The 26,208-nt window shown below is 49.4% G+C and carries 23 protein-coding genes; 4 read left to right on the forward strand and 19 right to left on the reverse strand.

What is annotated here, in order from left to right; all coding sequences use genetic code 11:
- Positions 1-89: 89 nt before the first annotated feature.
- From ispH to murJ, 6 genes are all read right to left on the reverse strand, one after another.
- Positions 90-1,052, reverse strand: a complete 963-nt coding sequence (gene ispH / locus LGV68_RS16530; RefSeq protein ID WP_032081028.1) for a 4-hydroxy-3-methylbut-2-enyl diphosphate reductase — start codon at positions 1,050-1,052, stop codon at positions 90-92.
- Positions 1,053-1,085: 33 nt separating this feature from the next.
- Positions 1,086-1,532 (reverse strand): FKBP-type peptidyl-prolyl cis-trans isomerase, encoded by a 447-nt coding sequence (gene fkpB, locus LGV68_RS16535; protein WP_020430561.1) that lies wholly within the window; start codon positions 1,530-1,532, stop codon positions 1,086-1,088.
- Positions 1,533-1,698: 166 nt separating this feature from the next.
- Positions 1,699-2,205, reverse strand: a complete 507-nt coding sequence (lspA, locus tag LGV68_RS16540) for a signal peptidase II (RefSeq protein ID WP_020332090.1) — start codon at positions 2,203-2,205, stop codon at positions 1,699-1,701.
- A gap of 9 nt (positions 2,206-2,214) precedes the next feature.
- Entirely contained in the window at positions 2,215-5,061 is a 2,847-nt protein-coding gene (gene ileS, locus LGV68_RS16545) for an isoleucine--tRNA ligase (protein ID WP_020430560.1), read from the reverse strand.
- A 63-nt stretch (positions 5,062-5,124) separates the two neighbouring features.
- Positions 5,125-6,060, reverse strand: a complete 936-nt coding sequence (gene ribF / locus LGV68_RS16550) for a bifunctional riboflavin kinase/FAD synthetase (RefSeq protein WP_020430559.1) — start codon at positions 6,058-6,060, stop codon at positions 5,125-5,127.
- Positions 6,061-6,131: 71 nt separating this feature from the next.
- On the reverse strand, positions 6,132-7,694 hold the full coding sequence (murJ, locus tag LGV68_RS16555) for a murein biosynthesis integral membrane protein MurJ (protein WP_020332088.1): 1,563 nt from the start codon (positions 7,692-7,694) through the stop codon (positions 6,132-6,134).
- A gap of 258 nt (positions 7,695-7,952) precedes the next feature.
- On the opposite strand from murJ, the gene rpsT reads away from it, so the two are divergent.
- Complete coding sequence (gene rpsT, locus LGV68_RS16560) at positions 7,953-8,213, forward strand: 30S ribosomal protein S20 (protein ID WP_004728884.1); 261 nt, start codon at positions 7,953-7,955, stop codon at positions 8,211-8,213.
- Positions 8,214-8,367: 154 nt separating this feature from the next.
- On the opposite strand, the gene LGV68_RS16565 is transcribed toward rpsT, so the two are convergent.
- Together LGV68_RS16565 and nhaR are read right to left on the reverse strand one after the other, a co-directional pair.
- Entirely contained in the window at positions 8,368-8,664 is a 297-nt protein-coding gene (locus tag LGV68_RS16565) for a metalloregulator ArsR/SmtB family transcription factor (RefSeq protein ID WP_038129795.1), read from the reverse strand.
- Between the two features lie 257 nt (positions 8,665-8,921).
- Positions 8,922-9,812, reverse strand: a complete 891-nt coding sequence (nhaR, locus tag LGV68_RS16570) for a transcriptional activator NhaR (RefSeq protein ID WP_020332086.1) — start codon at positions 9,810-9,812, stop codon at positions 8,922-8,924.
- A gap of 396 nt (positions 9,813-10,208) precedes the next feature.
- Between nhaR and LGV68_RS16575 the strand changes: the two genes are divergently transcribed.
- Positions 10,209-11,357: a Na/Pi symporter gene (locus LGV68_RS16575; RefSeq protein ID WP_020332084.1), complete on the forward strand. Its 1,149-nt coding sequence runs from the start codon at positions 10,209-10,211 to the stop codon at positions 11,355-11,357.
- A gap of 97 nt (positions 11,358-11,454) precedes the next feature.
- Here the strand turns inward: LGV68_RS16575 and LGV68_RS16580 are convergent, their stop codons facing one another.
- The 5 genes from LGV68_RS16580 to rppH are packed head-to-tail and all read right to left on the reverse strand — an operon-like array spanning position 11,455 to position 16,734.
- On the reverse strand, positions 11,455-12,306 hold the full coding sequence (locus LGV68_RS16580) for a thymidylate synthase (RefSeq protein WP_252535683.1): 852 nt from the start codon (positions 12,304-12,306) through the stop codon (positions 11,455-11,457).
- 9 nt (positions 12,307-12,315) lie between these two features.
- Positions 12,316-13,131 (reverse strand): prolipoprotein diacylglyceryl transferase, encoded by an 816-nt coding sequence (gene lgt / locus LGV68_RS16585; protein WP_020332082.1) that lies wholly within the window; start codon positions 13,129-13,131, stop codon positions 12,316-12,318.
- Between the two features lie 31 nt (positions 13,132-13,162).
- Positions 13,163-13,957 (reverse strand): sulfite exporter TauE/SafE family protein, encoded by a 795-nt coding sequence (locus LGV68_RS16590; RefSeq protein WP_020430552.1) that lies wholly within the window; start codon positions 13,955-13,957, stop codon positions 13,163-13,165.
- Positions 13,958-13,966: 9 nt separating this feature from the next.
- Positions 13,967-16,213, reverse strand: coding sequence for a phosphoenolpyruvate--protein phosphotransferase (gene ptsP, locus LGV68_RS16595; RefSeq protein WP_020332080.1), 2,247 nt, complete (start codon positions 16,211-16,213; stop codon positions 13,967-13,969).
- Positions 16,214-16,215: 2 nt separating this feature from the next.
- The gene (gene rppH / locus LGV68_RS16600) at positions 16,216-16,734 is read right to left on the reverse strand and encodes an RNA pyrophosphohydrolase (protein WP_020332079.1); all 519 of its coding nucleotides are present in this window, start codon (positions 16,732-16,734) and stop codon (positions 16,216-16,218) included.
- Positions 16,735-17,352: 618 nt separating this feature from the next.
- On the opposite strand from rppH, the gene mutH reads away from it, so the two are divergent.
- Entirely contained in the window at positions 17,353-18,018 is a 666-nt protein-coding gene (gene mutH, locus LGV68_RS16605; RefSeq protein ID WP_158125374.1) for a DNA mismatch repair endonuclease MutH, read from the forward strand.
- Positions 18,019-18,035: 17 nt separating this feature from the next.
- Here mutH and LGV68_RS16610 read toward each other — a convergent pair whose 3' ends face one another.
- A complete protein-coding gene (locus tag LGV68_RS16610; protein WP_158125375.1) occupies positions 18,036-18,341 on the reverse strand; it encodes a DUF6482 family protein in 306 nt (101 codons plus the stop codon).
- A gap of 191 nt (positions 18,342-18,532) precedes the next feature.
- Here LGV68_RS16610 and LGV68_RS16615 point away from each other — a divergent pair, with 191 nt between their 5' ends.
- Entirely contained in the window at positions 18,533-19,567 is a 1,035-nt protein-coding gene (locus LGV68_RS16615; RefSeq protein WP_020430547.1) for an NADP(H)-dependent aldo-keto reductase, read from the forward strand.
- A 39-nt stretch (positions 19,568-19,606) separates the two neighbouring features.
- On the opposite strand, the gene LGV68_RS16620 is transcribed toward LGV68_RS16615, so the two are convergent.
- The 5 genes from LGV68_RS16620 to brnQ form a co-directional block, all read right to left on the reverse strand.
- A complete protein-coding gene (locus LGV68_RS16620; protein WP_020332074.1) occupies positions 19,607-19,858 on the reverse strand; it encodes a hypothetical protein in 252 nt (83 codons plus the stop codon).
- A gap of 519 nt (positions 19,859-20,377) precedes the next feature.
- Positions 20,378-21,712: a cyclic-di-GMP-binding transcriptional regulator VpsR gene (vpsR, locus tag LGV68_RS16625; protein WP_024374499.1), complete on the reverse strand. Its 1,335-nt coding sequence runs from the start codon at positions 21,710-21,712 to the stop codon at positions 20,378-20,380.
- A 268-nt stretch (positions 21,713-21,980) separates the two neighbouring features.
- Complete coding sequence (lysS, locus tag LGV68_RS16630; protein ID WP_020430543.1) at positions 21,981-23,513, reverse strand: lysine--tRNA ligase; 1,533 nt, start codon at positions 23,511-23,513, stop codon at positions 21,981-21,983.
- Positions 23,514-23,545: 32 nt separating this feature from the next.
- A protein-coding gene (gene prfB, locus LGV68_RS16635; RefSeq protein WP_100268275.1) for a peptide chain release factor 2 occupies positions 23,546-24,644 on the reverse strand; the annotation gives its coding sequence in 2 pieces (ribosomal slippage) (positions 23,546-24,568 and positions 24,570-24,644; 1,098 coding nt in all).
- A gap of 174 nt (positions 24,645-24,818) precedes the next feature.
- A complete protein-coding gene (brnQ, locus tag LGV68_RS16640) occupies positions 24,819-26,132 on the reverse strand; it encodes a branched-chain amino acid transport system II carrier protein (RefSeq protein WP_020332069.1) in 1,314 nt (437 codons plus the stop codon).
- Positions 26,133-26,208: the final 76 nt, after the last annotated feature.

Here is a 26,208-nt window from a genome sequence, read left to right on the forward strand (position 1 = left end):
GCAAAAGGGCTCCCGATGGGAGCCCTTTTTTATTGATTCGTTGGATTGAATCTGCCCTCTGAGATAGCAGATACAATCATCAAACTTGCTTAGTCAACCTGCTTAATTTGCAGCTCTTTGGGTACTTCAAAGAACATGTTTTCTTCCCGTCCCAGCACTTCATCCACTGAGGTTGCCCCCAGCTCTTTGATGCGGTTCAGAATCTGATTCACCAGTTCTTCAGGCGCAGAAGCGCCCGCGGTGACACCGATCTTGCTTACACCGTCGAACCACTCCGGATGAATGTCTTCCGGACAGTCCGTCAGATAACCCGGCGTACCGAGTTTCTCGGCCAGTTCTTTAAGGCGGGTCGAGTTCGATGAGTTCTTGGAGCCAACCACGACCATCACATCCACTTCCTGAGCCAGAATACGCACCGCATCCTGACGGTTTTGTGTTGCGTAGCAGATGTCATCTTTGCGCGGCCCTTGAATCTCAGGGAACACTTCACGCAGCTTATCAATCACGTCTGCGGTTTCATCAACCGACAGCGTCGTCTGACTCACGTAATGCAGGTGCGATGGATCTTTAACTTTGCTTTGCAGTGCAACCACATCTTCCGGCTTTTCAACCAGATACATACCACCCGTATCACTGGCGTATTGGCCCATGGTACCTTCGACTTCCGGGTGACCGGCGTGGCCAATCAGGACCACTTCCATATTGCGGCGGCTGGCACGAGCCACTTCCATGTGCACTTTGGTTACCAACGGGCACGTGGCATCAAATACCGTCAATGCACGTTCTTTGGCTTCCTGGCGCACCGCTTGCGAGACCCCATGAGCGGAGAAAATCACAATGTTGTCGTCTGGCACTTCGTGCAGCTCTTCAACGAAAATCGCACCGCGCTGCTTCAGACCTTCAACCACAAAGCGGTTGTGCACCACTTCATGACGGACATAAATCGGAGGCTGATACATTTCAAGTGCACGCTCAACGATGCTGATGGCGCGATCAACGCCGGCACAAAAGCCGCGCGGGTTTGCTAACAGTATTTTCATGGATTTGCTCATGGTTCTCTTTCTGGCTGGCTATTCTACGGCAAGTTATTCGACAGACAAAATTTCAACGTCGAAGATCACATCTTGTCCGGCTAACGGGTGGTTGAAATCCACCGTCACTGAATCACCAGCGATGTTGGTAATGATGCCCGGAATTTCCATACCGTCCGGTCCGCTGAACCCCATAATGGTGCCGACTTCCACTTCGGCGTCACCGACAAAGCGGGCACGATCCATATGATGGATGTTGTCTGGGTTAGGCGCGCCAAACGCGTCAACCGCCGCTAGTTCAATGGATTTACTTTCGCCCTCTTGCATGCCCAGCAGGCACTGCTCGAAGTTGTCGCTCAGACTGCCATCGCCGATCACCAGCTTGGCCGCTTTACCAAAGTTGTGAGTGCTGTCGGCCACTGAGCCATCTTTCAGCTTGATAGTAAAGTGCAGCGTTACCGCTGAGTTCTGAGTAATAGTTTTTAAATGTGTCGTCGTCACGTTCTGGCTTCCTTAATGCAAATCGAAGGTCATACCTTCGTAAATGTTCCCCTCATTTCTTACGGTGATGAGGTTGGTACAGAGTGGATTGAATCTAAACTGCTTGATAACAAAAAGCGCCCCCCGAATCAACGGGCGGCGCTTAGGGTTATTTCGGCTTAATCACTTACGCCGTCTGCTTTTTACCGCGAAAACCATCCAAAATGATCATCGCAGCACCAATACAGATGGCGCTGTCAGCGAGGTTAAACGCTGGCCAGTGGTAAGTGCCCCAGTAGAAGTCGAGATAATCGACCACAAATCCGTGCACTACCCGGTCGAACACATTGCCTACCGCACCACCGATAATGAGTGCATAAGCCATGTTATTCCATTTGTCGCTGGACGGTAGGCGGCGCATCCAGAAGGCCAACAGGCCAACCACAGCAAACGCGATACCGGTAAACAACCAGCGCTGCCAGCCTGCCTGATCACTCAGAAAGCTAAATGCGGCGCCGTAGTTATGCACGTACAGCAGATTGAAAAACGGCAGAATCTCGATGCGATTCTCCCAGCCATACCCCATGCTGTTCATCACCACCAATTTGATAGCGATATCAGCGACAAAAACAAGGAGCGCCAGCCATAGCCAGCGAACTCCCGATTGTTTAAGCGTTAATGCTTGCTGTGTCATGCAGTTCCTTTAAGCAAACTTGCGAACTTCGCCTTCACCGTCAACGTTCGACACACAACGACCACAAATAGTTTCATGGCCTTTGATGGTGCCCACGTCTGGGGTGTAGTGCCAGCAGCGATCACACTTCTCAGCTTCCGTTTTGTTCACTTGAACAAACAGACCGTCGATGTCGGTTGCCTGAGCCGCGTCGCTCTTCTCAGCCAGCGGTTTCACGTTCGCTTTTGAAGTCAGCAATACAAAGCGCAGTTCATCTTCCAGCTTGTTGATTTTGGCTGCCAGCTCGTCGCTTGCAAACAACGTCACTTCCGCTTGCAGAGAACCACCGATGGTTTTCTCATTACGCGCATTTTCCAGCAACTTGTTCACCGCACCACGAACTTTCTGAATATCAGTCCAGAATTCGTTGTTCAGCTCTTCACCTTCAGCCAGACCAAACAGACCTTCGTACCACTCATCAGCAAATACGAATTTACCGCGAGCTTCGCCGTTGGCTTGGTTAGTCGGCATTTCGTTCCAGATTTCATCGGCAGTGAACGACATGATTGGAGCCATCCAGCGAACCAGCGCTTCTACGATGTAGTACAGTGCAGTCTGACAGCTGCGCTGCGCGTTGCCGCCCAGTTTCGCGGTGTACTGACGGTCTTTGATTACATCCAGGTAGAATGAACCCATTTCAACCGAACAGAAGTGCATCAGACGCTGAACCACAGCGTGAGTGTTGTACTCTGCGTACGCTTTGACGATCTCTTGTTGAGCAGCCATTGCACGGGCAACCGCCCAACGATCCAGTGCCACCATCTCGTCAGCCGCAATGATGTCGGTTGCCGGGTTGAAGCCGTTCAGGTTCGCCAGGAAGAAACGTGCCGTGTTACGAATACGACGGTAAGAATCCGCGCTGCGTTTCAGGATTTCGTCTGAAACCGCCACTTCGCCCGTGTAGTCAGTTGATGCCACCCACAGACGCAGAATGTCTGCACCCAGTTTGTTGGTCACGTCTTTTGGCGCAACCACGTTACCGATCGATTTCGACATTTTACGGCCTTGGCCGTCAACCACGAAACCGTGCGTCAGTACTTCTTTGTAAGGTGCTTTGCCCTTCATCGCGATCGATGAAATCAGAGAAGACTGGAACCAGCCGCGGTGTTGGTCAGAACCTTCCAGGTACATATCCGCTTCAGCGCCATGGAACTCTTCACGGTTATCAACCACCGCATAGTGAGTCACACCTGAATCAAACCAAACATCCAGGGTATCCAGTACTTTTTCATACTGTTCAGCGTCATCGCCCAGCAGCTCAGCGGCGTCTACATCCCACCAAGCCTGAATGCCTTTCTGTTCAACCAGTTGAGCGACTTTTTCAATCAGCTCAGAAGTCTTGGGATGCAGCTCTGCGGTTTCTTTGTGAACAAACAGAGCAATTGGCACACCCCATGTACGCTGACGTGAGATACACCATTCAGGACGGCCTTCCACCATACCTTCGATACGGCTTTGACCCCAATCCGGCATCCATTTCACGCCTTTAATCGCGCTGAGTGCGTTCTCACGCAGACCCGCTTGATCCATCGATACGAACCATTGTGGTGTCGCACGGAAGATGATCGGTGTTTTATGGCGCCAGCAGTGTGGGTAGCTGTGCTCGTAAGCATGGTGATGCAACAGTGCGCCGTGCTCTTTCAGCACTTCAATCACAGCATCGTTGGCTTTAAATACATGTTGACCCGCAAACAGTTCAGTATCTGGCAGATAAACACCGTTTGAACCCACAGGGTTGGCGACTTCCAGACCGTATTTCTGACCGACTGCAAAGTCTTCCTGACCGTGGCCAGGAGCAGTGTGAACCACACCTGTACCAGAATCTGTGGTGACGTGATCGCCCAGAATTGCCGGTACAGTGAAGTTGTAGAACGGATGGTTGAACTGAGACAGTTCCAGATCCGCGCCTTTGGCAAAGCCCAGGAAGTGGAAATGTTCGACACCCGCACGATCCATTACAGATTTCGCCAGTTCAGACGCAACGATGATACGCTCAGGCTGTTCACCTTCGATTTGGATCAGCACGTATTCCAGATCGTCACGCAGACATACTGCGCGGTTTGCTGGCAGTGTCCATGGCGTGGTGGTCCAGATAACGATGGATACGTCACCTTTACCTTCGTGACCTTCGGTCAGGGTAAATTTAGACAGCAGCGCCGCTTCGTCGGCCGTTTTGAAACGAACGTCGATAGACGGAGACACTTTATCTTTGTATTCCACTTCCGCTTCAGCCAGCGCACTACCACAATCGGTACACCAGTGAACCGGTTTGAAACCTTTCAGCAGGTGGCCGTTGTCGGCAATTTTACCCAGCGCGCGAATGATGTTCGCTTCGGTTGAGAAATCCATGGTGCGGTACGGTTTGTCCCACTCACCCAGGATGCCCAGACGCTTGAAGCCTTCTTTCTGGCCTTCAACCTGACCCGCTGCGTACTCGCGACATTTTTCACGGAATTCAGCCGCGGTCACTTTCTGACCAGGCTTGCCCACTTTCTTCTCTACCATCAGTTCGATTGGCAGACCGTGGCAGTCCCAACCCGGGATGTAAGGTGCGTCAAAACCTGAAAGTGTTTTGGATTTAATAATAATGTCTTTAAGAATCTTGTTTAGTGCGTGACCAATGTGAATATCACCGTTGGCATATGGAGGGCCATCGTGCAATACGAAAGATTTTTTGCCTTTTTTTGCTTCACGGATTGCACCGTAAAGATCTTCTTTGTACCAACGTTCAAGCATTTCTGGCTCACGTTTAGCCAGATCGCCGCGCATTGGAAACCCTGTTTCAGGTAAGTTCAGGGTATCTTTATACTCACTCATCGATTCTTAATTCCGTTATATTGGGCGAAGTTAGACATTATGTTAGCCGGTGGAATCATCCGGTTAACCCTTAAGCTGACGCAGCCACACCCTTGCTGCCTCAGCATCCAATTCTATTTGTTGTTTGAGTGCTTCAAAGGACTCAAACTTATGTTCGTTGCGCAGTTTATGTAAAAGTGCGACTTCCAGCTGTTTGCCGTACAAATTGCCATGAAAGTCGAATAAATGCACTTCTAATTGTTGGCGAACCCCATTTACCGTCGGACGCTGGCCAATATTGGCTACACCACCGACAGGTTGCTCACCTAACCCATATGCTTCCACCACGTACACACCAGAAACTGGCGACACACAACGTTTGAGCGGAATATTGGCCGTCGGAAAACCGATGGTCCGTCCGAGTTTACGCCCGTGAGACACGCGCCCGCTGATACTGTAATCGCGGCCCAGCATGTCTGCGGCCACGGCCAGTTCATCAGCGGCTAAGGCCTCACGAATTGCCGTACTGCTGACACGCAGTTTCTGTAAACAGAAGCTCTGGGTACTCACCACTTCAAAGCCGTATTCACGTCCTGCCTGTTCCAGCATAGCAAAGTTACCTTTGCGCCCCTGGCCAAAGCAGAAATCGTCGCCAACGACCAAAAACTTAACACCCAAACGAGTGACCAACAAGTCACGGATAAACGCCTGTGCATCAAGGTTGGCGAAGTGATGGTTGAAGTTCACACACAATAGACGATCAATATCCAGTTTGCCGAGTTGGACAAACTTATCTCTCAATCTTGTTAACCGAGCCGGAGCCTTATCTTTTAAGAACAGCTCCATAGGTTGCGGTTCAAAGGTCATCACGACCGAAGGCAGGTTCAGCGATTTCGCTCGCTCAGAGACCTGATCTAATACCTGTTGATGTCCCAAATGGACACCATCGAAGTTACCTATGGTCAATACACAGCCATGATGGCGTGGTTTGATGTTATGAATACCGCGAATCAATTCCATTGGAATACGCTTAAAACCTATAGTTCTCAATTATCTTGGTGTGAAACCGACGGATTATAACCTAATCAGCGTTAATCTGTCGCCGCTTTTAAATCTTTTAAACGGACGCCCAGCACCAGAGCGGTGACTAAATATACAATCGCGCCGAGTGCGATCAGCCCTGTCAGCGTCAGAGCCCGTTGCGTCAGCCCCCAACTCAGCCAGACCGACATCGATTCCATCTGCCACAAAATGGCCGCGACCATCGCACCGCCAGCGATCAACAGGCGGATAATATAGCCAACCGTGCGCGCGCTAATCACGTAAACACCTTGTTTGTGCAAACCGCGATACAGCAGTGCCATATTAATAAAGGCCGACAATGCCGTTGCCGCCGCCAGACCGACATAACCATAGAACCAACCAAAGATAGCGTTAAACACAATATTGCTCAGCATCGCGATGATACCAAAGCGCACAGGTGTTTTCGTATCCTGACGCGAGTAGTAGCCCGGCGCCAACACTTTGATCAGCATGAAATTGAGCAACCCCGCTGAATACGCCAGCAGCGACATCGACGCCATGTGCACGTCATCAGGAGTAAACTCGCCGCGCATAAACAGCACCATCAACATCGGTTTCGCCAACACCATCAAGCCAAGCATGGCAGGCACACCAAGCAGAATCACCATCCGTACGCCCCAGTCCATGGTATGGGCAAACCCGTCGCTGTGAGCATCTACATGCTTGCGCGACAGCGCGGGCAGTATTACGGTTGCAATCGCAATACCAAACAGCCCGAGCGGAAATTCCAGCAAACGGTCGGAGTAATAGAGCCAACTGATGGAACCCGTTTGCAGAAAACTCGCCACAAACGAATCAAATAACAGGTTGATTTGACTAACCGAAACCCCGAATAGCGCCGGAATCATCAGTGTGCGAATTTTCACCACCCCAGGATCTTTCCAGCCCCATTTTGGTCTGACTAACACGCCAGCTTTGATCAAAAAAGGCAGTTGGAACAAAAACTGAACCAAGCCGCCTAAAAATACACCAATTGCCAAACCAATTTCAGGCTGATCCAGTAGCGGCGAGATATACCATGCCGACAGAATCATCATGACGTTGAGAAAGACGGGCGTAAAGGAAGAGACCGCGAACTTACCCAGCGTGTTCAGTACCGCGCCTGACAGTGCGACAAAGGTAATGAACCATAAATAAGGAAAGGTAATTTTTAACAGCAGACTGGCGAGCTCAAACTTCGGCGCCGCCGGGCCATCATTGAGCCAATCCAGAAACCACCCCGCACCAAACAGCGCAGTTACCACGCCAGAGAATACCACGCCCAATACAGTCACGATGGTGACCAATACCCCCAGCGTGCCCGCTGCACGGGCAATCAGTTCACGGGTTTTATTGATATCCCCTGACGCATGATATTCCGTCAGGACCGGAACAAAAGCTTGAGAAAAAGCCCCTTCTGCAAACAGACGGCGCAGGAAGTTGGGAATGCGGTTGGCAAAAAAGAATACATCAGCGCTGGCGCCTGCACCCATCAGGTTGGCGACGACAATGTCGCGCACCAATCCCAAGACGCGCGAAATCAACGTCATGGCACTGACAATCATGCCTGACTTGAGTAAGCGTTTACTCACGGTAACCTCGAAAAATACGCTAAAACAACATTATCTTTCTTCACCGGGAAATAATGTCAGTGAGAGATCAGATAAGTATTAGCATTGGCAAAAAAATACTGTTAGAATCCCCGCCATCTTAACCGCGAAGACCTTCCGATTCCAAACTTGTTTGGCCTAGATGGGTTTTTGCACAAATCATTTGACAATTAAGTGCAAATAGGGGATATTTCCGGCCCTTAAATTGTCACCGAACTAAAGTTTTTGGGAGTTAGACCCTTGGCAAACTGTAAATCTGCTAAGAAGCGCGCTATCCAATCTGAGAAACGTCGTCAGCACAATGCTAGCCGTCGTTCTATGATGCGCACTTACATGAAGAAAACTGTTGCTGCAATCGCTGCAGGCGACAAAGAAGCTGCAACTGCTGCATTCGCAGTAGTTACACCAATCCTAGACCGTATGGCAACTAAAGGCCTTATTCACAAGAATAAAGCAGCTCGTCATAAGTCTCGTTTCGCTGCTGCTATCAAAGCTCTGTAATTTGAGCCTGATATCCCAGTGATAAAAAAAACCGGCATTCGCCGGTTTTTTTATTGCTTGTGTTTGCAGAAAACCAAAGTTCTTACTCTTTATTCTTTGTAACTATCGTTATACGCATAGTGAACAGAATAAAAACTTCAGTCAGACATCCTTGTCAGCTCTTGCAGTATAAATTGTGAAGCAATTCGATCATCGATTTCACTTCATCACTGCTGAGTGTGTAGTACACGGTTTGCGCTTCTTTGCGCGTCTCCACTAAGCCATCCCTTCTTAGCCAAGCCAGGTGTTGCGATAACGCTGATTGACTCAGTTCCAGCTTGCCACACAATTCCCCCACGGAAAGTTCCTGGTTGTGCAACAAGCAAAGAATCTGCAGACGTCTCTCATTCGCCATGGCTTTTAGTAACACCACTGCTTGGGCGGAGTTCTTTTCCATTTCTTGTAGGTTCACGAGTAAGCCCCCTTGAAATAACCGCTTAAGCGCTACTCTCGCACATCATGTTAGTGCCTGATTGCCTTCCTTCAGCGGCAAGTTACCTCGCAACGCCCATTATTATGGTGGTTCATGATCGGATGAACGATCAGACAGCAACGAACACAGAGTATGCCTAAATATGCCGATCACGTTTTTCTGTCATTACAAGACAACAGAATGCGTTTTAATCGGTTGGCGTGATAGTAATCTATTTATTAACAGTAATAAAACGCTCATTCAAACAAATTACTAAAATCTGCATCACAGACATTCTTTACCGCAGGATGTTGAATCATTCGTTCTGCGAATATCACATAATACTCTTCTTTAATTTCTTCGATCCGACTGATGAGTTGCAGCGATAGATCCTGCTCCATTTCGTTCATGTACAGCAACGGTGCCATGAAAATCACATCCGGATGGTAACGTGCGAAAGCTTTCATCAGTGCAGCATCGTCGAACTCGCCGAGAATATTAGGTTGAATGCCCTGTCGGTCGAACCACTGACGGACTTTGCGCCCCATCGCGGTGCGGCTACCCGGAATCAATAACTTATGCTCTTCCAGTACTGCGGGATAACGCCCCTTTTCAACATGGCCACTGGAGAAAAAGCCCATATGGCTTTCACCCAGTTTCTTACTAAATAAGCCCGGACTCTGGCTGGAGTCGACAGGACAATCGGACAAAATCATATCCAGCTTATGCTGAGACAACTGCTCAAGCAGCATTTCGTGGGTCGACTCAAAGCAGCGTAAGTGAATGCTGTTGTCATCCGGCACCGTCGTCATCAGTATTTTGCTCACCAGACGCTTGGACAGCGCATCAGCAACACCAACATCAAACAACACATTGTTACGTTGACTGTAATTGACGATATCGAGCATTTCGTAACTGAGGCCGAACATACGGTCCGCATACTTGAAAACCAATTGGCCCAGCTCGGTTGGTTCAATACTGCGGCCGTTGCGTTTAGTCAGTTTGCCTGCCATACGATCTTCCAGCGCTTTAATTTGGCCAGTCACCGTTTGAGGAGTAAGAAACAGCGCGTCAGCAGCCTTAGTGACGGAACCCTGCTTGCACACCATCCAGAAGTAATAAAGGTGGTTGTAATTGAGATGAGACATCGAAAGCCACTCGTGATGAACAGAGTCTTGGTTATAGCAAATGAACCGACATGTCGCAATTACATCGAAATATACGAACAATACTTGAATAAACGACTTGTTTTTCCGAATTACTGATTTTCCAATATGACAATTCTGACACACTCTGCTCACGATTCGTCTGTAAAACAGAGTTTAAACCCGTTCTTACCCAACAGATAAACCTGATAATAAAATGATATAAAACAAAAGCTTAAAATCAAACATCAAAATAAAACCTGCCCATAAAACAGTCTAATTAACAATTCTCTCGTTTTGTTTCAGCATTGTCATATTACTGAAATATTTAACCTCTACTATCGCGCACAGATTCAACAACAGACCGAAGACGTAATAAAAAGGTCAATGGAGAAAACAATGATAAACCAAGCGACTACCACTGCCGCGCCAATCTCAGCGACTACGCGTTGGCTGCGCTGGGCAAACTTGGCTTTCATGCTGTATTTGCTACTGCTTGCGGTAGCGATGGTGGGCAGCGGATTTAAATGGGCAACGGGCGATCAGGCAAAAGTCCTGTTTGAATTTGCTTCACACCCGGTTGCGGGCTTGATGATCGGTTTGGTTGCCACGGCGCTGATTCAGTCATCCAGTACGGTCACCTCTATTATTGTCGGTTTGGTAGCTGGCGGCCTACCAGTTGAAACCGCAATTCCTATGGTTATGGGTGCCAACATCGGTACTACCGTTACCAACACTCTGGTCAGCCTGGGTCACATGCGCTGTAAAGAGGAATTCAAGCGTGCTTTTGCCAGCGCCACTATCCATGACTTCTTTAACTTGCTGGCCGTATTCATCTTCCTACCACTGGAAATGATGTTTGGCATTCTGGAAAAAATTTCTCACTGGCTGGTTTCACCACTGTTGGCAACCGGCGACATGAGCCTGAAAGGCTTCGACTTCATCAAACCGATCACCAAACCTGTGATTGGCGCACTGAAAGGTCAGCTGTCTACATTTGGTGACACATTCGGTGGCGTGGCTCTTATCCTACTTGGTATTGCCACTATCTTTGTTGCGATTACCGTGATGGGTAAACTCATGAAGAGCCTGATGGTTGGCCGTGCGCGCGACATTCTGAAGAACGCCATTGGTCGTGGCCCTCTGCATGGTATTGCGTCGGGTACAATCGTGACGGTTCTGGTTCAGTCTTCATCGACCACCACCAGTCTGATGGTACCGCTGGTTGGCTCAGGCGTACTGAAAGTACGTGATGTTTACCCATTCACGCTGGGCGCCAACATCGGTACTTGTATTACCGCTCTGCTGGCAGCAACAGCCGTATCGGGTGAATTCGCGGTATTTGCACTGCAAATCGCTCTGGTCCACCTGACATTTAACGTGCTGGCGACACTGCTGATTTACGGCGTTCCGTTCCTGCGTGAACTACCACTCAAAGGTGCAGAAGCGATTTCAGAATGGGCAATTAAGAGCAAAGCTGTGGTTGCAGGTTACCTGCTGTCGGTATTCATCGTGATTCCGGGTATGATTCTGGCGTTCAGCTCTTAATCCGGACGAATAAGAAAAGCTCCCTTCGGGGAGCTTTTTTGTTTTCTGCAACCATAAAAAAACGCCGGCACAGCCAGCGTTTTTTACTATCTCATCCCTACACCGAAAACGGATATTGAATCGGATCATGGAACTCGTAACCGGTCACTTCAAAATCATCCAACGTTACCCAAGTTTCCAAATCGTGTAGCGACTTGATTTTCGGGTTGATGTGGAACTGAGGCGCAGCCAGTGGCTCACGTTTCAGTTGTACATTACGCATTAACGCCAGTTGATCTTCATAGATGTGTGCGTTCACGATCTTATGAAACGCCTGACCCGGTTTCTTACCCGTGATCTGCGCCATAATCGCCAGGAACACATAGACCTGAACCATGTTAAAGTTCAACCCCAGCGGGACATCACACGAGCGTTGCGTACTATTGAGATACAGGGTGTCACCAAGCAGCGAGAAGTGGTGGCTGTACATACAAGGACGCAAGCAGCCCATATGAAACTCACCCGGGTTGTAGAAATTGAGAATTTCGCCGCGATCATCAACGCCACGCGTCAGGTCATCGACAATTTTCTTCAACTGGTCAATATGACCGCCATCCGGCTTAGCCCACGCGCGCCCCTGAACTCCATATACACGGCCCATATCGTCTTCACCTTTACGGTGCGGGTTATTGAGCCACGCGTCGTTCAGGTTAGCATTGGCATCCCAGGTTTTGGTGCCCAGTGCACGGAAATCCGCCGCATTATCATAACCGCGAATGTAGCCCAGCAGCTCAGCCACCGCGGCTTTCCAGAAACTCTTACGTGTCGTCACCAGTGGAAACTGGTTATTGGCCACATCATAAGTTAAATCGGCATTGATCACGGTCAGGCAACGTTTGCCTGTCCGCTCATTTTCCACCCACACACCTTCATCGACAATGCGCTGGCAAAGATCTAAATACTGTTTCACGTCGAACCCTTACTTTGCTGCCACGCTGTCTTTATACAGGCCACGTTTGTAAGCCCATACCATCAGCAGCACGCCAGCAATAATCATTGGTGTTGAAAGGATTTGTCCCATTGAGATGATACCGCCGAACAGGCCTAATTGGGCATCCGGCTCTCGAACAAATTCAACCAGGAAGCGGAATGTACCATATCCGGCGAGGAATAGCCCGGCTACCGAACCCAACGGACGCGGCTTCTTAATAAACCAGTTGAGGATCAGGAACAGAACAATCCCCTCTAAAACAAATTCATACAGTTGTGACGGATGGCGAGGCAGCGGTCCTGCATTTGGGAAAATAATCGCCCATGGCACATCCGTGACACGTCCCCACAGTTCACCGTTCATAAAGTTGCCCAGACGGCCCATGCCAAGACCAAACGGCACCAGCGGCGCCACAAAGTCGGCCACACCAAAGAAGGTGCGCTGATTTTTATGTGCATACCAGAACATAGCGGAGATCACACCCAGCAGACCGCCGTGGAACGACATGCCACCAGTCCAGACTTTAAACAAGTAAAGAGGATCGGCTAAGAACAGATCGAAGTTATAGAACAGCACGTAACCGATACGGCCACCAATGACCACACCCAGGAAGCCGGCAAACAGCAAGTCGGAAACCTGCTCACGAGTCCAGCCACTACCGGGTTTGTCAGCACGACGGTTCGCCAGCCACATGGCAAACATAAAACCAATCAGATACATCATGCCGTACCAGCGCACAGAAATCGGCCCAATAGAAACTAAAACGGGGTCAATGTTTGGAAATTCAAGATAGCCCTGAGACATAAATAGTGTTCTCTTCTCTTTTAAAATCAGATCATTGCATCAACATGGTGATGGCAACGAACATAAGGAATACCGCGAAGAAACGTTTAAGCACCTTAGTTGGCAACTGAGTTGCCAGCTTGGCACCGATACGAGTGGTTAGCATGGAGGTGGAAGCAATTGCCACCAGCGCAGGTAAATACACATAACCCACACTGTACTGCGGCAGGCCTTCAGCATGGTAACCGTGCAGAACAAAGCCCAGCATGCCGGAGATAGCAATCATAAAACCGCATACCGACGACGAACCGACCGCTTTACGCATTTCCACACCATGATGATTGAGGAAGGGCACCGACAGCGAGCCGCCACCAATGCCCGCCAGGCTCGACACCACACCGATACCGCCGCCGTACACAGTGGTCATCACCGCTCCGGGCATCGGCTTGGTGTGCGTGGCACGAATGGAGCGAAACATTTGCAGCGCCAGCACCAGTACAATCACGCCAAACACCTTCGGCAGGTACTGATTGGGGATCCACTCTGCAATCACCGAACCGAGAAAACCGCCAACCAATACACCAGGCAGCAGCCATTTGACGACAAACATATCCACGTTGCCGAGTTTGAGATGATTGAGTGCCGATGAACCCGACGTGACGATAATCGTCGCCAGCGACGTTGCCAGCGCAAGTTGCATCACAATATCAGGGGAAATACCTGCCTGAGGCAGCAGAAACAGTAATGCCGGTACGACGACCAAACCACCGCCGATGCCCAGCAAACCTGCCAGCACACCGACTACCGACCCTAACACCAACAACAGGGCCATTAATTCGATACTCACATTCTGTTCCTATTTTTTTCCCGCTCTCACAAAGCCGGCGAAGCCTTTGTCTTCGAAGTGTGTGAGCATCATATTATAGATATCATGACCGTACGGTTGCATCAGCGCTTTGTCAGCAAGTACGCGCAAATCGTTTAAATCAGAGTGACGCACTAAGTACTTCACCCGCGCGACGTTCGACGTGTTCATACTTAAGGTGGTGTACCCTAACCCAATCAACAGCAAAGAGCCAATCGGATCACCCGCTAACTCACCGCACACACAGACGGGAATCTGGTACTGCTCGCAGGTTTGTTGAATCTGCTTCAATGCCATGACCACCGCCGGGTGCATCGATTCATAGACATCAGCCACACGGGAATTGTTCCGGTCAACGGCGAGCAGATACTGAGTTAAGTCGTTAGTGCCAACGGAAACAAAGTCAATTTTGTCGGCAATCAGTGGCAACAGATACAACATTGATGGCACTTCCACCATGATGCCGATTTCCGGCATCACCACCTTATCATCCAGTTTGAGGGTTTCCTCATACGCTTGGTGAATCAGTTTCAGCGCATCATCGAGCTCTTTGGTGCCTGAAATCATCGGCAGCAGAATGCTGAGATTGTTGTATTCGCTGCTGGCACGCATCATCGCCCGTAATTGGATCAAAAAGATATCTGGGTGATCGAGAGTAAAGCGAATCCCGCGCCAACCGAGGAACGGATTGTCCTCTTCTATCGGCAGATATGGCAGAGGTTTATCGCCGCCGATGTCCAGCGTACGCATCACCACCCGCTTGCTAGGGTAGGCTCCCAACACCGTGCGATATTGCTGAATTTGCTCCTCTTCCGACGGGAAACGGTGCTGCAACAAGAATGAAATTTCAGTCCGGTACAGCCCTACGCCATCCACGCCCTGGTTGATAGCAATATTGGTATCAGCACTCAAGCCCGCATTGAGCAGCAATTCGATGCGTTTACCATCTTGTGTAAACGCCGGCTCCGAAATGGCTTCGTTAACCATTTTCGACAGCTCTCGTTCTTCGCTGGCTAACGCGCGATATTCAGAGAGGATCTGCTTGGCTGGCGAGATAAACAGCTTGCCGCTGTAACCATCGACAATGCCCTTTTTACCGTTGATCTGTTTGAGGTTAACTGACACGCCCATGATGGCGGGAATGCCAAGAGCGCGCGACAAAATGGCAGCGTGCGAGTTGGCCGCCCCTTCGAGCGAGACTACAGCCAACAGTTTATCTTTAGGTAAAGCCGCCAGAATGGACGCTGTGAGTTCACGCACGACCAGAATGATAGGCTTGTCTAGCTGTTGCTGATCATGCTCAGTGTTGTAGAGGAAAAACAGCAGACGCTGACCAAGCTCACGCACATCCTGAGCACGCTCACGCAAATAAGCATCGGACATGCGGGCAAAACGGTTGGAATAGGTTTCGACCACCTGACGCAGTGCCCAGTCGGCGCGATCGCCTTTTTGAATCTGCGCTTTAAGATCTTTACGCAGCATCGGATCGTTCAACAGGTGGGTAAACAGATCGAAGATCGCCAGCGCTTCTTTATTGATTTCGCTGTCGAGCTTTTTACGCATCTTGCGAAAATCACTCAGAGCGTTTTCAATGGCGCGCGTCAGCCACTCGTGTTCACGTTCGATATCCAGCGTCGACGCCGGATAAACATCCGCAAGTTGAGGTTGTGAGTCATCCCACCAGAGCTCGCCAATCGCGACACCAGAAGAAGCAGGAATACCGCTGATGGCTTGCTGCTTTTTCGTCAGCAGCCAGTGACCTTGTGTTTGCGCATGTGCAACGATCACCGCCAGCTGCGCTGCCAGCGTGACCAGGAAAGAGACTTCCATCTCACTGAACAGGCGCGGTGATTTCTGCTGAACAACCAGCACACCTAACACTTGTTTGCGGTAGATAATCGGAGTACCGAGAAAAGAGTTATACACCTCTTCGCCCAGCTCTTTGAAATATTTAAAATTGGGGTGTTTAGACGCTTCAGCCAGGTTGATGGGTTCGGCAGAACGCTTCACCAAACCAACCAGACCTTCATCGAAATCGATCAGAATTTTGTCGCCTTTGAATTTCAGACCTTGAGTAGCCATCAATTCCAGGCGATGCATCTCTTCGTTTGCTAAATAGACAGTACAACATTCAGTACTCATCGCACTGCATGTCTGTTTTACAAAAATATCCAACGCCTGATAGACATCTTCAACTTTTGAAACCTGTTCAACTATATCCCTTAGCTGAGAGAGCATCTCTATCCTCTTCGATTTTTGCGCTTACCTTTTACTTTACGTTCTTTAAACGGCATCGCCAATGACGCAAATTCTTTCATCGCCCGACGATAAACGTCACGTTTGAAAGAGACCACTTGTCTCACCGGATACCAGTAACTCACCCAGCGCCAACCATCAAATTCAGGGGCATTACCACGCTGCATGTTGATTTTTGATTCATCACATTCCAGACGCAGTAAGAACCATTTCTGTTTTTGTCCAATACAGACAGGCTGCGAATCCCATCGCACCAAGCGTTTTGGCAACTTGTATCTTAGCCAATGCCGACTGGTCGCAATGATTTTGACGTCCTTCTTCGTTAAGCCAACCTCTTCGTAAAGCTCCCGAAACATCGCCTGCTCAGGAGATTCACCCTCATCAATTCCACCTTGCGGGAATTGCCATGAGTGTTGCCCGTATCGTTTCGCCCAGAATACCTGACCATGGTTGTTACAAATCACAATACCCACATTGAGTCGGTAACCATCGCCATCTATCACTGGCAAACCTCTAGTAAAATCTTAATTGCTTTGATTTTTCCACATATCCCCAACGGGAGCAAACTTACTAATGTGATTCACACGATATTTATTGCGGATAACATTCAAATTGAATAAGTTTTGCTCAAAACTTAAGTTATCAACAGAAGAGTGCGACATAGACCACATTTATTCACGTTTTCTGTGAATAACCATGTGCAGAAGCTCGTGAACTGTGCAAAAAATCCGTCATACTAGTCACATCGCATTGCTATCACCAGCAGAACAAAAACAAATTTATTGTTAAAAATCATAATTTAAAAGATAAATCAGCGAATAAGCTTGATTGAAAAATGATGAAAGATCATTCGCCCACTTAAAGCGCTCAAAGATCCACCAATCACGCTGTTATCCACACACATTGGAGAAAATGCGCTTTTCCAGCACACTAGCCTCCCAGCGAATCGTACAAAAACCCCTGTTTATGCATACATATCACATTAATTTCGTTTACTTTAGTGACTCAACTGTGGATAACTCGTTAATAGTAGATCTTTTACTCACATTGATCATTCTTTCTCCACGGTCCTCATCCGGCGAAAATTTGCTACAATCGCCTTTTTTCTAACGGCACTTTTTATGAAACCAGAACCCCAGAGCGAACAAGAACTGCTAGAGCGCGCGCAACTCATTGCGGGAGCGAACTTTGCGGATCTGGCCAGTGAAGCCGAAATGACAGTGCCGCCCGATCTACGCAAAGATAAGGGCTGGGTTGGTCAATTACTGGAATGGCATTTAGGTGCCTGTGCCGGGAGCAAACCTCAGCAGGACTTTGAGCAACTGGGGATTGAACTTAAAAGCATCCCGATCAGCTATAGCGGGAAGCCGCTGGAAACCACCTTCGTCTGTGTTGCGCCACTGACCGGAGTGCACGGCCTGACTTGGGAGCAAAGCCATGTACGCAACAAACTGTCGCGCGTGCTTTGGATACCGGTTGAAGGCGAGCGGGAAATCCCGCTGGCTGAGCGCCGAGTGGGCTCCCCTTTAATCTGGAGCCCGTCTGCGGAAGAAGAAGCGCAGCTCAAAGCGGACTGGGAAGAGTTGATGGAATTTATCGTGCTGGGTAAGGTATCCGAAATCAGTGCGCGCCACGGAGAGGTGCTGCAACTGCGCCCCAAAGCCGCCAACGGTCGGGTGAAAACCGAAGCCTATGGCGCAAATGGCCGGCCAATCCAAACCTTGCCGCGCGGTTTTTACTTACGCACCCAGTTTACTGCCCGCATTCTCGATACCTACTACGCCTGAACCGCATCGATTGATGACTAACGCAGCGGTAACGGAATATCGCTGAACTTCTGACTCCCGGCGAAACCACACTCCTCATATGCGCAACTCATACGCAAATAAGCCTGAGTCAGCCCCAAACGCAACAGCTGAGCTTTGGCGGCATTCAATGACGAAAAATGCAGAGGCTGACCTCTGTCGAGCAGCGGCTCGATATGGTGTTTCACCTCAACGCCCAGCGTATAATGAGTCGCATCAGCACACCCAATGACGTAGGCTTTAGGCGGAACAAAGCCCGGTTTGTGTGCCGCGTTCATCCACTTGTTGAGTTGTCGTTTATGCATCGCTTCACCTCCTGTTACTCAGTGTAGTCGAGCATTCCAATAGCTCCAGCCCTTGTTCCATCGCTACCGAATGACACAAATTTCATTTCCTTTCCGACCATTTCTTCGCTTATAGTGAAATTCAGATCAAAAGCCGCTTTAGTTTCAATAAGCTATAAGTGGTGTGTTCCGAACACAAACAAGGAAGTGCTATGCAATATACCAAACTGCCTCACTCGAGCCTTGAAATCAGTAAACTGTGTCTTGGTACCATGACGTTCGGCGAGCAAAATACGCAGGCTGAAGCCTTCAGCCAGTTAGACTATGCGCTGGAGCGTGGCATTAATTTTATCGACACGGCAGAGATGTATCCGGTACCCCCAAAAGCCGAAACTCAGGGTAAAACTGAAGAGTTCATCGGTAACTGGTTGGAAAAATCCGGTAAGCGTGAAAAAGTCGTTCTGGCGACCAAAGTCGCGGGGCCACGCAACGTTCCCTATATCAGAGAAAATATGGCGCTCGATCATCGTCATATTCATCAAGCGATCGACGACAGCCTCAGCCGCCTGAAAACCGACTACATCGACCTTTATCAACTGCACTGGCCACAACGCCAGACCAATACCTTTGGTCAGCTCAATTACCCTTATCCGGATCAGCAGGAAGAAGTCACTCTGATTGAAACTCTGGAAGCGCTCAGTGATTTAGTCCGCATGGGCAAAGTGCGTTACATCGGTGTGTCCAACGAAACACCGTGGGGGCTGATGACGTATCTGCGTCTGGCTGAAAAACACGACTTGCCGCGCATGGTCTCGATTCAGAACCCCTATAACCTGCTCAATCGCAGCTTTGAGGTGGGCTTGTCTGAAATCAGCCACTATGAGGGTGTCAAACTGCTGGCTTATTCACCAATGGCATTTGGCGTGCTCAGCGGCAAATACCTCAATGGCGCCCGCCCGACGGGTGCGCGTTGCAGTTTGTTCGAACGTTTTCAACGCTACTTTACGCCACAAGGCTTGAAGGCGACGGAAGCGTACGTCAATCTGGCCAGAGAGTTTGGCCTCGATCCAGCCCAGATGGCGTTGGCGTTTGTTAATCAGCGTCCGTTCGTGGCCTCCAACATCATCGGCGCCACCAACCTGCAACAGCTGAAATCCAACATTGATAGTCTGGAACTTGAGTTGAGTGAAGAGTTACTGCTTAAGATTCAGGAAATTGGCACACTCTACTCCAATCCCTGCCCTTAGGGTTTAAGCGGGGCTGGCGCAGCAGCCAGCCCCGCTTGTTTACGTCGGTATTCGCGCACTTAAGACACGACGGATATGACGCACACGGCGGTCCGCTTTGATCGCATCAGGTACGCTACTGCCCATTGGACGACCGTCCACTTGCAAGCCGATATCTTTCAGTAAATGTTCGTTGTGCCATGGAATATCAAATGCACTACGACGTACTTTTCGTTTCCATTCACGTTCTTCACGACGCAGATCAGCACGTACCAATAGAGTGGCTAGTTGTAGATAAACAGAATGACGCATGATTTTTCTCCAGTTTAGAAAATTAAGACTGGAAAAATGGCGCTACTTCGCTGAATTGATTGGGATTACCCCTGCTAGCTGCCATTTTCCGCAGCCTATCAGAGGTTACGGATTAATTAGATATCTTTGCTCTTGTTATCATCGCAACGACGATCGGCAGACATGGGTGCTGCGGTCGCGGCAGATGAACCGTTAATAGAAGCGCAAAGGGTATGAATCGATACGAAATGTTTCATAATGCGCCTCCAAGCAAAAATCATTAATCCAAAAAGAAGTGTGTTTTCAGTGAGCTAGACTCACGGTTAAATTCTATGCAACTGAGTATTATCTTCAACCTTTAATTAACACTTAGCGAAAAAACAACCAATATCGCCAGCATTTTGCGTAATAACAGAAAGATATAATGTATTCATCGGAGTAATAACCGAATATGCAACATATTTGTTTGTGCTCATGTCATGCCAACCCGATATTGTGTGCTGAAATGAACAAGCCACCCGTAGGTGGCTTGGCTGAGCATCAAAACGTGCCGTCGGTAATCAAGTTATGCTTGTTGAGCAAACGGTACATGGTCGCGCGGGATACCCCCAGCTCTTTGGCCGCTGTCGAGACTTGTCCTGAATGCGACTCCAATACCAGCAACAATGCATCACGCTCCGAACGTTCGCGAATGCTTTTCAGGCTGCGTTTGCCATCGCCGCGCTTTGGCAAATCCAGATGTGCCTCTTCCAGCATGATGGTATCGGACATCAACACAACCCGTTTAAGTTGGTTCATCAACTCACGAACGTTACCTGGCCAGTGGTAACGAGTCAGCGCGCGCATTGCGTCTTCCGAAAAGCTGCGAGCTTGTGCGTTGTACTCTTTGGAGTATTCCCGCAAAAAATGCTTCGCCAGTACCGCAACATCCGCCGCGCGCTCTTTCAGACTCGGCACATTGATGCGCAGCACGTTAATGTAGTGATAAAGCTCTTCATTGAAATCGCCGTCGATCAGCGCTTTCTCAATGTCCGATGAATTCGCGGCCAGCACTCGAACATCAACAGCTTTACTGCCATTTGACGTATCTACCGTACCTTCCTGCAGAAAACGTAGGAGGTTCAGTTGTTGGCTTTTAGGCAGCGTCAGAATGTCATTGAGCAGCAGCGTTCCGCCATCAGCTTGCAGCAGCAACGGCGCGACAGAATCATCATCACAACCAATACCAAACAGCTCACATTCAATCCGCTTTTCTGACATGGCTCGGCAGTTAACCGAAACAAACGGCTTTTGCGAACGAGAAGAGGTTTTATGAATGGCCTTCGCTACGGTTTCTTTACCAGAACCATTTTCACCGTAAATCAGAATGCTGACGTCCGTCGGCCCGATACGTTTAATTTGGTCACGCAGACGCTTCATCGGGATCGAGTCACCAATCAGCCCCATGTCGCCGTTTGAGCCATAATGCGGCCAGACTTTTTTCTCAAGCTTTAACATGCCAAGCTGGTGGCCAATTGTGCTGAGTAGTTGAGTGTCCGGGATCGGCGCGGTAAAGAAGTCGATACAGAAGTTCACAATGAACTGGCAAATCGTATCGGAACTGAGCTGAGATTCGCGAATAAATGCCAGCCAGCGAACTTGCTTATGGCTGCTCACCAGATTCGCAATGCCATTGAGGCTAAATTCATCATGGCTTAAATCGACAATACCAATACATGGCCCTGTTTCAGTAAACAGCAGATCCGCTTTGCGCAAGTCCGCACACTGAGTACATCGCCACCCCACTTGTTCTAACACCGAAAGCCACGGCTCGTAGGTACCACCAACGACGATTAACGAGCCTGGCACGGAGTCCATACGGAATTGAGTGCCCATCAACTGAATCCTTATTGTTATAAAATTATTTTGCAGTGCTACTTATTTGGCACCTTCACCACTGACGTTACATTAACGAGACTTGTGGTTAGAATCTGTCTCAAATGTAAGACTAGAAAGGAATTAGAAAACTTTCTACTACCGCTCAGGATTAAGCCACATCCCTTGGCAAATAAACAGTGGGGATAACCCCTCATATATGGAAGTTATTACTGCTTAAATAAAAAAAGCCGCCATAAATGGCGGCTTTTCAATTCACTATCAGCAATTATAGTTGAGGACGCATCGCTGGGAACAAGATCACATCACGAATGGTGTGAGAGTTAGTGAACAGCATCGCCAGACGGTCGATACCGATACCTTGGCCTGCGGTTGGCGGCAGACCGTGTTCCAGTGCAGTAATGTAGTCTGCATCGTAGAACATCGCTTCGTCATCGCCCGCATCTTTTGCGTCTACCTGAGCCTTGAAGCGCGCATCTTGGTCTTCCGCGTCGTTCAGCTCAGAGAAGCCATTCGCAACTTCACGACCGCCAATGAAGAACTCGAAACGGTCAGTGATGAATGGGAAATCATCGTTACGACGTGCCAGTGGAGAAATGTCCGCTGGGTAGCCAGTGATGAAAGTTGGTTGAATCAGTTTAGGCTCAGCCGTTTCGCCGAAGATCTCTTCCAGCAGCTGGCCACAAGTCCAGAACGGTTCCACTTCAACATGAACAGATTTCGCAATCGCCACCATGTGCTCACGATCCTGCACTTTATCGTAATCCAGAGCTTGGATTTCAGTGTGGTTCGGATTGTAGTGTTTGATCGCGTCCAGCATGCTCATACGTGCGTACTTGCCGCCAAACTCAACCATTTCATCGCCGTAAGGCATTGAAGTTGAACCCAGCACGTTCATCGCAACCGTGCTCAGCATCTCTTCCGTCAGATCCATCAGATCCTCGTAATCAGAGTACGCTTGGTAGAATTCCATCATTGTGAATTCTGGGTTGTGACGAGGAGACAGACCTTCGTTACGGAAGTTACGGTTGATTTCAAACACACGGTCAAAACCACCGACAACCAGACGCTTCAGGTACAGTTCTGGCGCGATACGCAGGTACATATCGATATCCAGAGCATTGTGGTGAGTCACGAATGGACGTGCAGAAGCACCACCCGGGATCACGTGCATCATTGGCGTTTCCACTTCCAGGTAACCCTTAGAAGTCATGAAGCTACGGATTGCACTCACCAGCTTAGAACGAATGATGAAAGTGTTACGTGAATCTTCGTTCACGATCAGATCAACATAACGCTGACGGTAACGCATTTCCTGGTCGGTCAGACCGTGGAATTTTTCTGGCAGAGGACGCAGTGCTTTGGTCAGCAGCTCGTACTCATCCATGTTCACGTACAGGTCACCTTTGCCGGATTTGTGCAGCGCGCCTTTCACACCGATGATGTCACCGATATCCAGGCCTTGATACTGCTCTTTAAGCGCTTTTTGCACATCTTTAGATGCGTAAGCCTGAATGCGGCCTGAAGTCTCTTGAATAACCAGGAATGGACCACGTTTTGCCATTACACGGCCTGCGATGGCAACAACATGATTCAGCGCTTCCAGTTCTTCTTTGCTCTTTTCACCGAACTCAGCTTGCAGATCACCCGCTAGGCTGTCACGACGGAAGTCATTTGGGTGACCGTTCGCCTTACAACTCTTACGAATGTGCTCTAACTTGCTGCGACGCTCTGCAATCAGTTTGTTTTCTTCTTGCGCGATTTGTTCTTGATTCGTTTCGTTTTGAACAGCATCAGTCATTTTGCATGTACCCTGTTTTGTCGGTAAAAAGCTTAAAGACCTGATTTCAGGCTAGCTTCGATAAATTTGTCTAAGTCACCGTCAAGAACCGCTTGTGTATTACGGTTTTCAACGCCGGTACGTAAATCTTTGATTCGAGAATCATCTAACACGTATGAACGGATTTGGCTACCCCAGCCGATGTCCGATTTCGCGTCTTCGTTAGCCTGTTTCTCAGCGTTCTGCTTTTGCAGTTCAAGCTCAAACAGTTTCGCACGAAGCTGTTTCATCGCCTGATCTTTGTTCTTGTGCTGAGAACGGTCGTTCTGACACTGTACAACGGTGTTGGTTGGAAGGTGGGTAATACGTACCGCAGATTCCGTGGTGTTAACGTGCTGACCACCCGCACCCGAAGCGCGGTACACGTCGATACGCAGATCCGCCGGGTTAATGTCGATCGCGATGTTTTCATCAATCTCTGGGTAAACAAACGCAGACGCAAATGACGTGTGACGGCGACCGCCTGAGTCAAATGGTGATTTACGAACTAAGCGGTGAACACCGGTTTCTGTACGCAGCCAACCGTAAGCGTAATCGCCGACGATGCGAACGGTCGCCGATTTCAGGCCAGCCACGTCACCTTCCGATACCTCGATCACTTCAGTTTTGAAGCCCTTGGCATCTGCCCAACGCAGGTACATACGCAGCATCATGGATGTCCAGTCCTGCGCTTCCGTACCGCCAGAACCCGCTTGCAGGTCCAGGTAGCAGTCAGATGAGTCGTGATCGCCGGCGAACATGCGGCGGAATTCCAGCTGTTCCAGCTTAGTTTCCAGCTCGTCCAGTTCAGGGCCGATTTCGTCGAATGTTTCCTGGTCTTCGGCTTCAATCGCCAGTTCCAGTAAACCTTCTACATCATCGACACCTTGATCCAGCTGGTTAATGGTTTCAACAACCGCTTCCAGAGCTGAACGTTCTTTACCCAGCGCTTGTGCACGCTCAGGTTCGTTCCAGACATCCGGTTGTTCAAGTTCTGCGTTGACTTCTTCTAGACGCTCTTTCTTGGCGTCATAGTCAAAGATACCCCCTCAGGACGTTTGTGCGCTCTGACACATCCTGAATGCGGTTTTTAATTGGATTGATTTCAAACATGTTTGATTTTGACTTTATGAATAGAATTTAACCGCAGAATTCTACTGAAAAATGTGACGAAGATACAGGAAAAATTCGCCTCTCTGCGCAGGGTTTTTATCTGCTCAGACGGAAAATCGCCGCAAATAAAAAAGGCGGATGACACCGCATCCGCCTTTGCTTTCAATCTAACAATTAGGCTGTTTTCTGTTGCAGCTCTTCGCGCACAGAACCGGCAACGAAAAACATACACACCAGTGCCGCGAAGGTTGGCAGCACCCAGCCCATGCCAACATCAAACAGTGGCAGAACTTCAAATGCTGAAACATCAATGCCGACGACTTTCGCCGCATCGATCAGTGCGAACAGGAACGCCACCAGCGTGACGACGCGAAATGCCGCTTTCGGGTTTGGCAGTTTATGACGCACGAACGCCAGCAGAACCAGAGCAATCGCCACTGGGTAAAGGGCAACCAGAACCGGAATAGACAGTGCGATCAGTTGTGCCAGACCTACGTTAGCCACAATTGCACACGCCACACCGTTGATGATAACCCAGGCGCGGTAAGGCACTTTAGTCAGCGAACTGAAGTAATCTGAACACGCCGAGATCAGGCCAATTGCGGTAGTCAGACACGCCAGCAGAACGATAGTCGACAGAACCACCTGGCCGTATGGGCCAAACAGCGCCTGCACGTATTGGCTCAGAATGAAGCCGCCGTTGTCTGCACCGCCTGCAATCGCCGAGCTGGTGGCGCCGAGATAGAACAGAGACACGTAAACCGATGCCAAACCAAATGCAGCAATGAACGCTGAGCTGATGAGATACTTGGTCGTGGCACGCGCTTCAGTGATACCTTTGCTGCGCAGCGCGTCAACAATCAGCATACCGAACATCAGTGCCGCCAGAGTATCCATGGTGTTGTAGCCTTCCAGGAAACCTTTGGTGAACGGTTGAGTCGCGTATGGACCAGACGCCGGCATCCACTCGCCTTGCGGATCCATAAACACGCCCACCGCCAGAACGATCAGGCCGATGAACAACGCTGGCGTCAACAGTTTACCGATCAGATCGATCAGACGACCTTGTGACCAGGAAAAAAACATCGCGACAACAAAAAACAGTACTGAGAACGCAGTCAGATGCATTTGCGAAGTTTCAGCAAACAGCGGGCTGACCGCCATTTCATATGCCACCAGACCTGTACGCGGAGCCGCAAAAGCTGGACCGATAATGATAAAAATCAGCACCGCAATCAGAGTGGCTACTTTAGCCGGAAGATCTTTCGTCAGGTGTTGCCAGCTACCACCAGCAATCGCCACCGCGATGATCGAAACCAGAGGAAGGCCCACGGCCGTGAGCAGGAAACCGCCCATCGCTGGCATCAGGTTTTCGCCCGCCATCTGGCCGGCCAAAGGAGGAAAAATGATGTTCCCTGCGCCCAAAAAGAACGCGAAAAGCATAAAGCCTAAAGCGGCAATATCTGTTAGTTTTAACGTCTGCTTCACAGATAACCCTTATTAAAATGTCATGAATGTTGTGTATGCATTAGGCGGGGAATCTTAAGCTCCCAACCTTAAATTA

Origin of the sequence: Vibrio sp. LQ2, assembly GCF_023920125.1 — a bacterium.
GTDB classification, from domain to species: Bacteria; Pseudomonadota; Gammaproteobacteria; order Enterobacterales; family Vibrionaceae; genus Vibrio; species Vibrio fluvialis.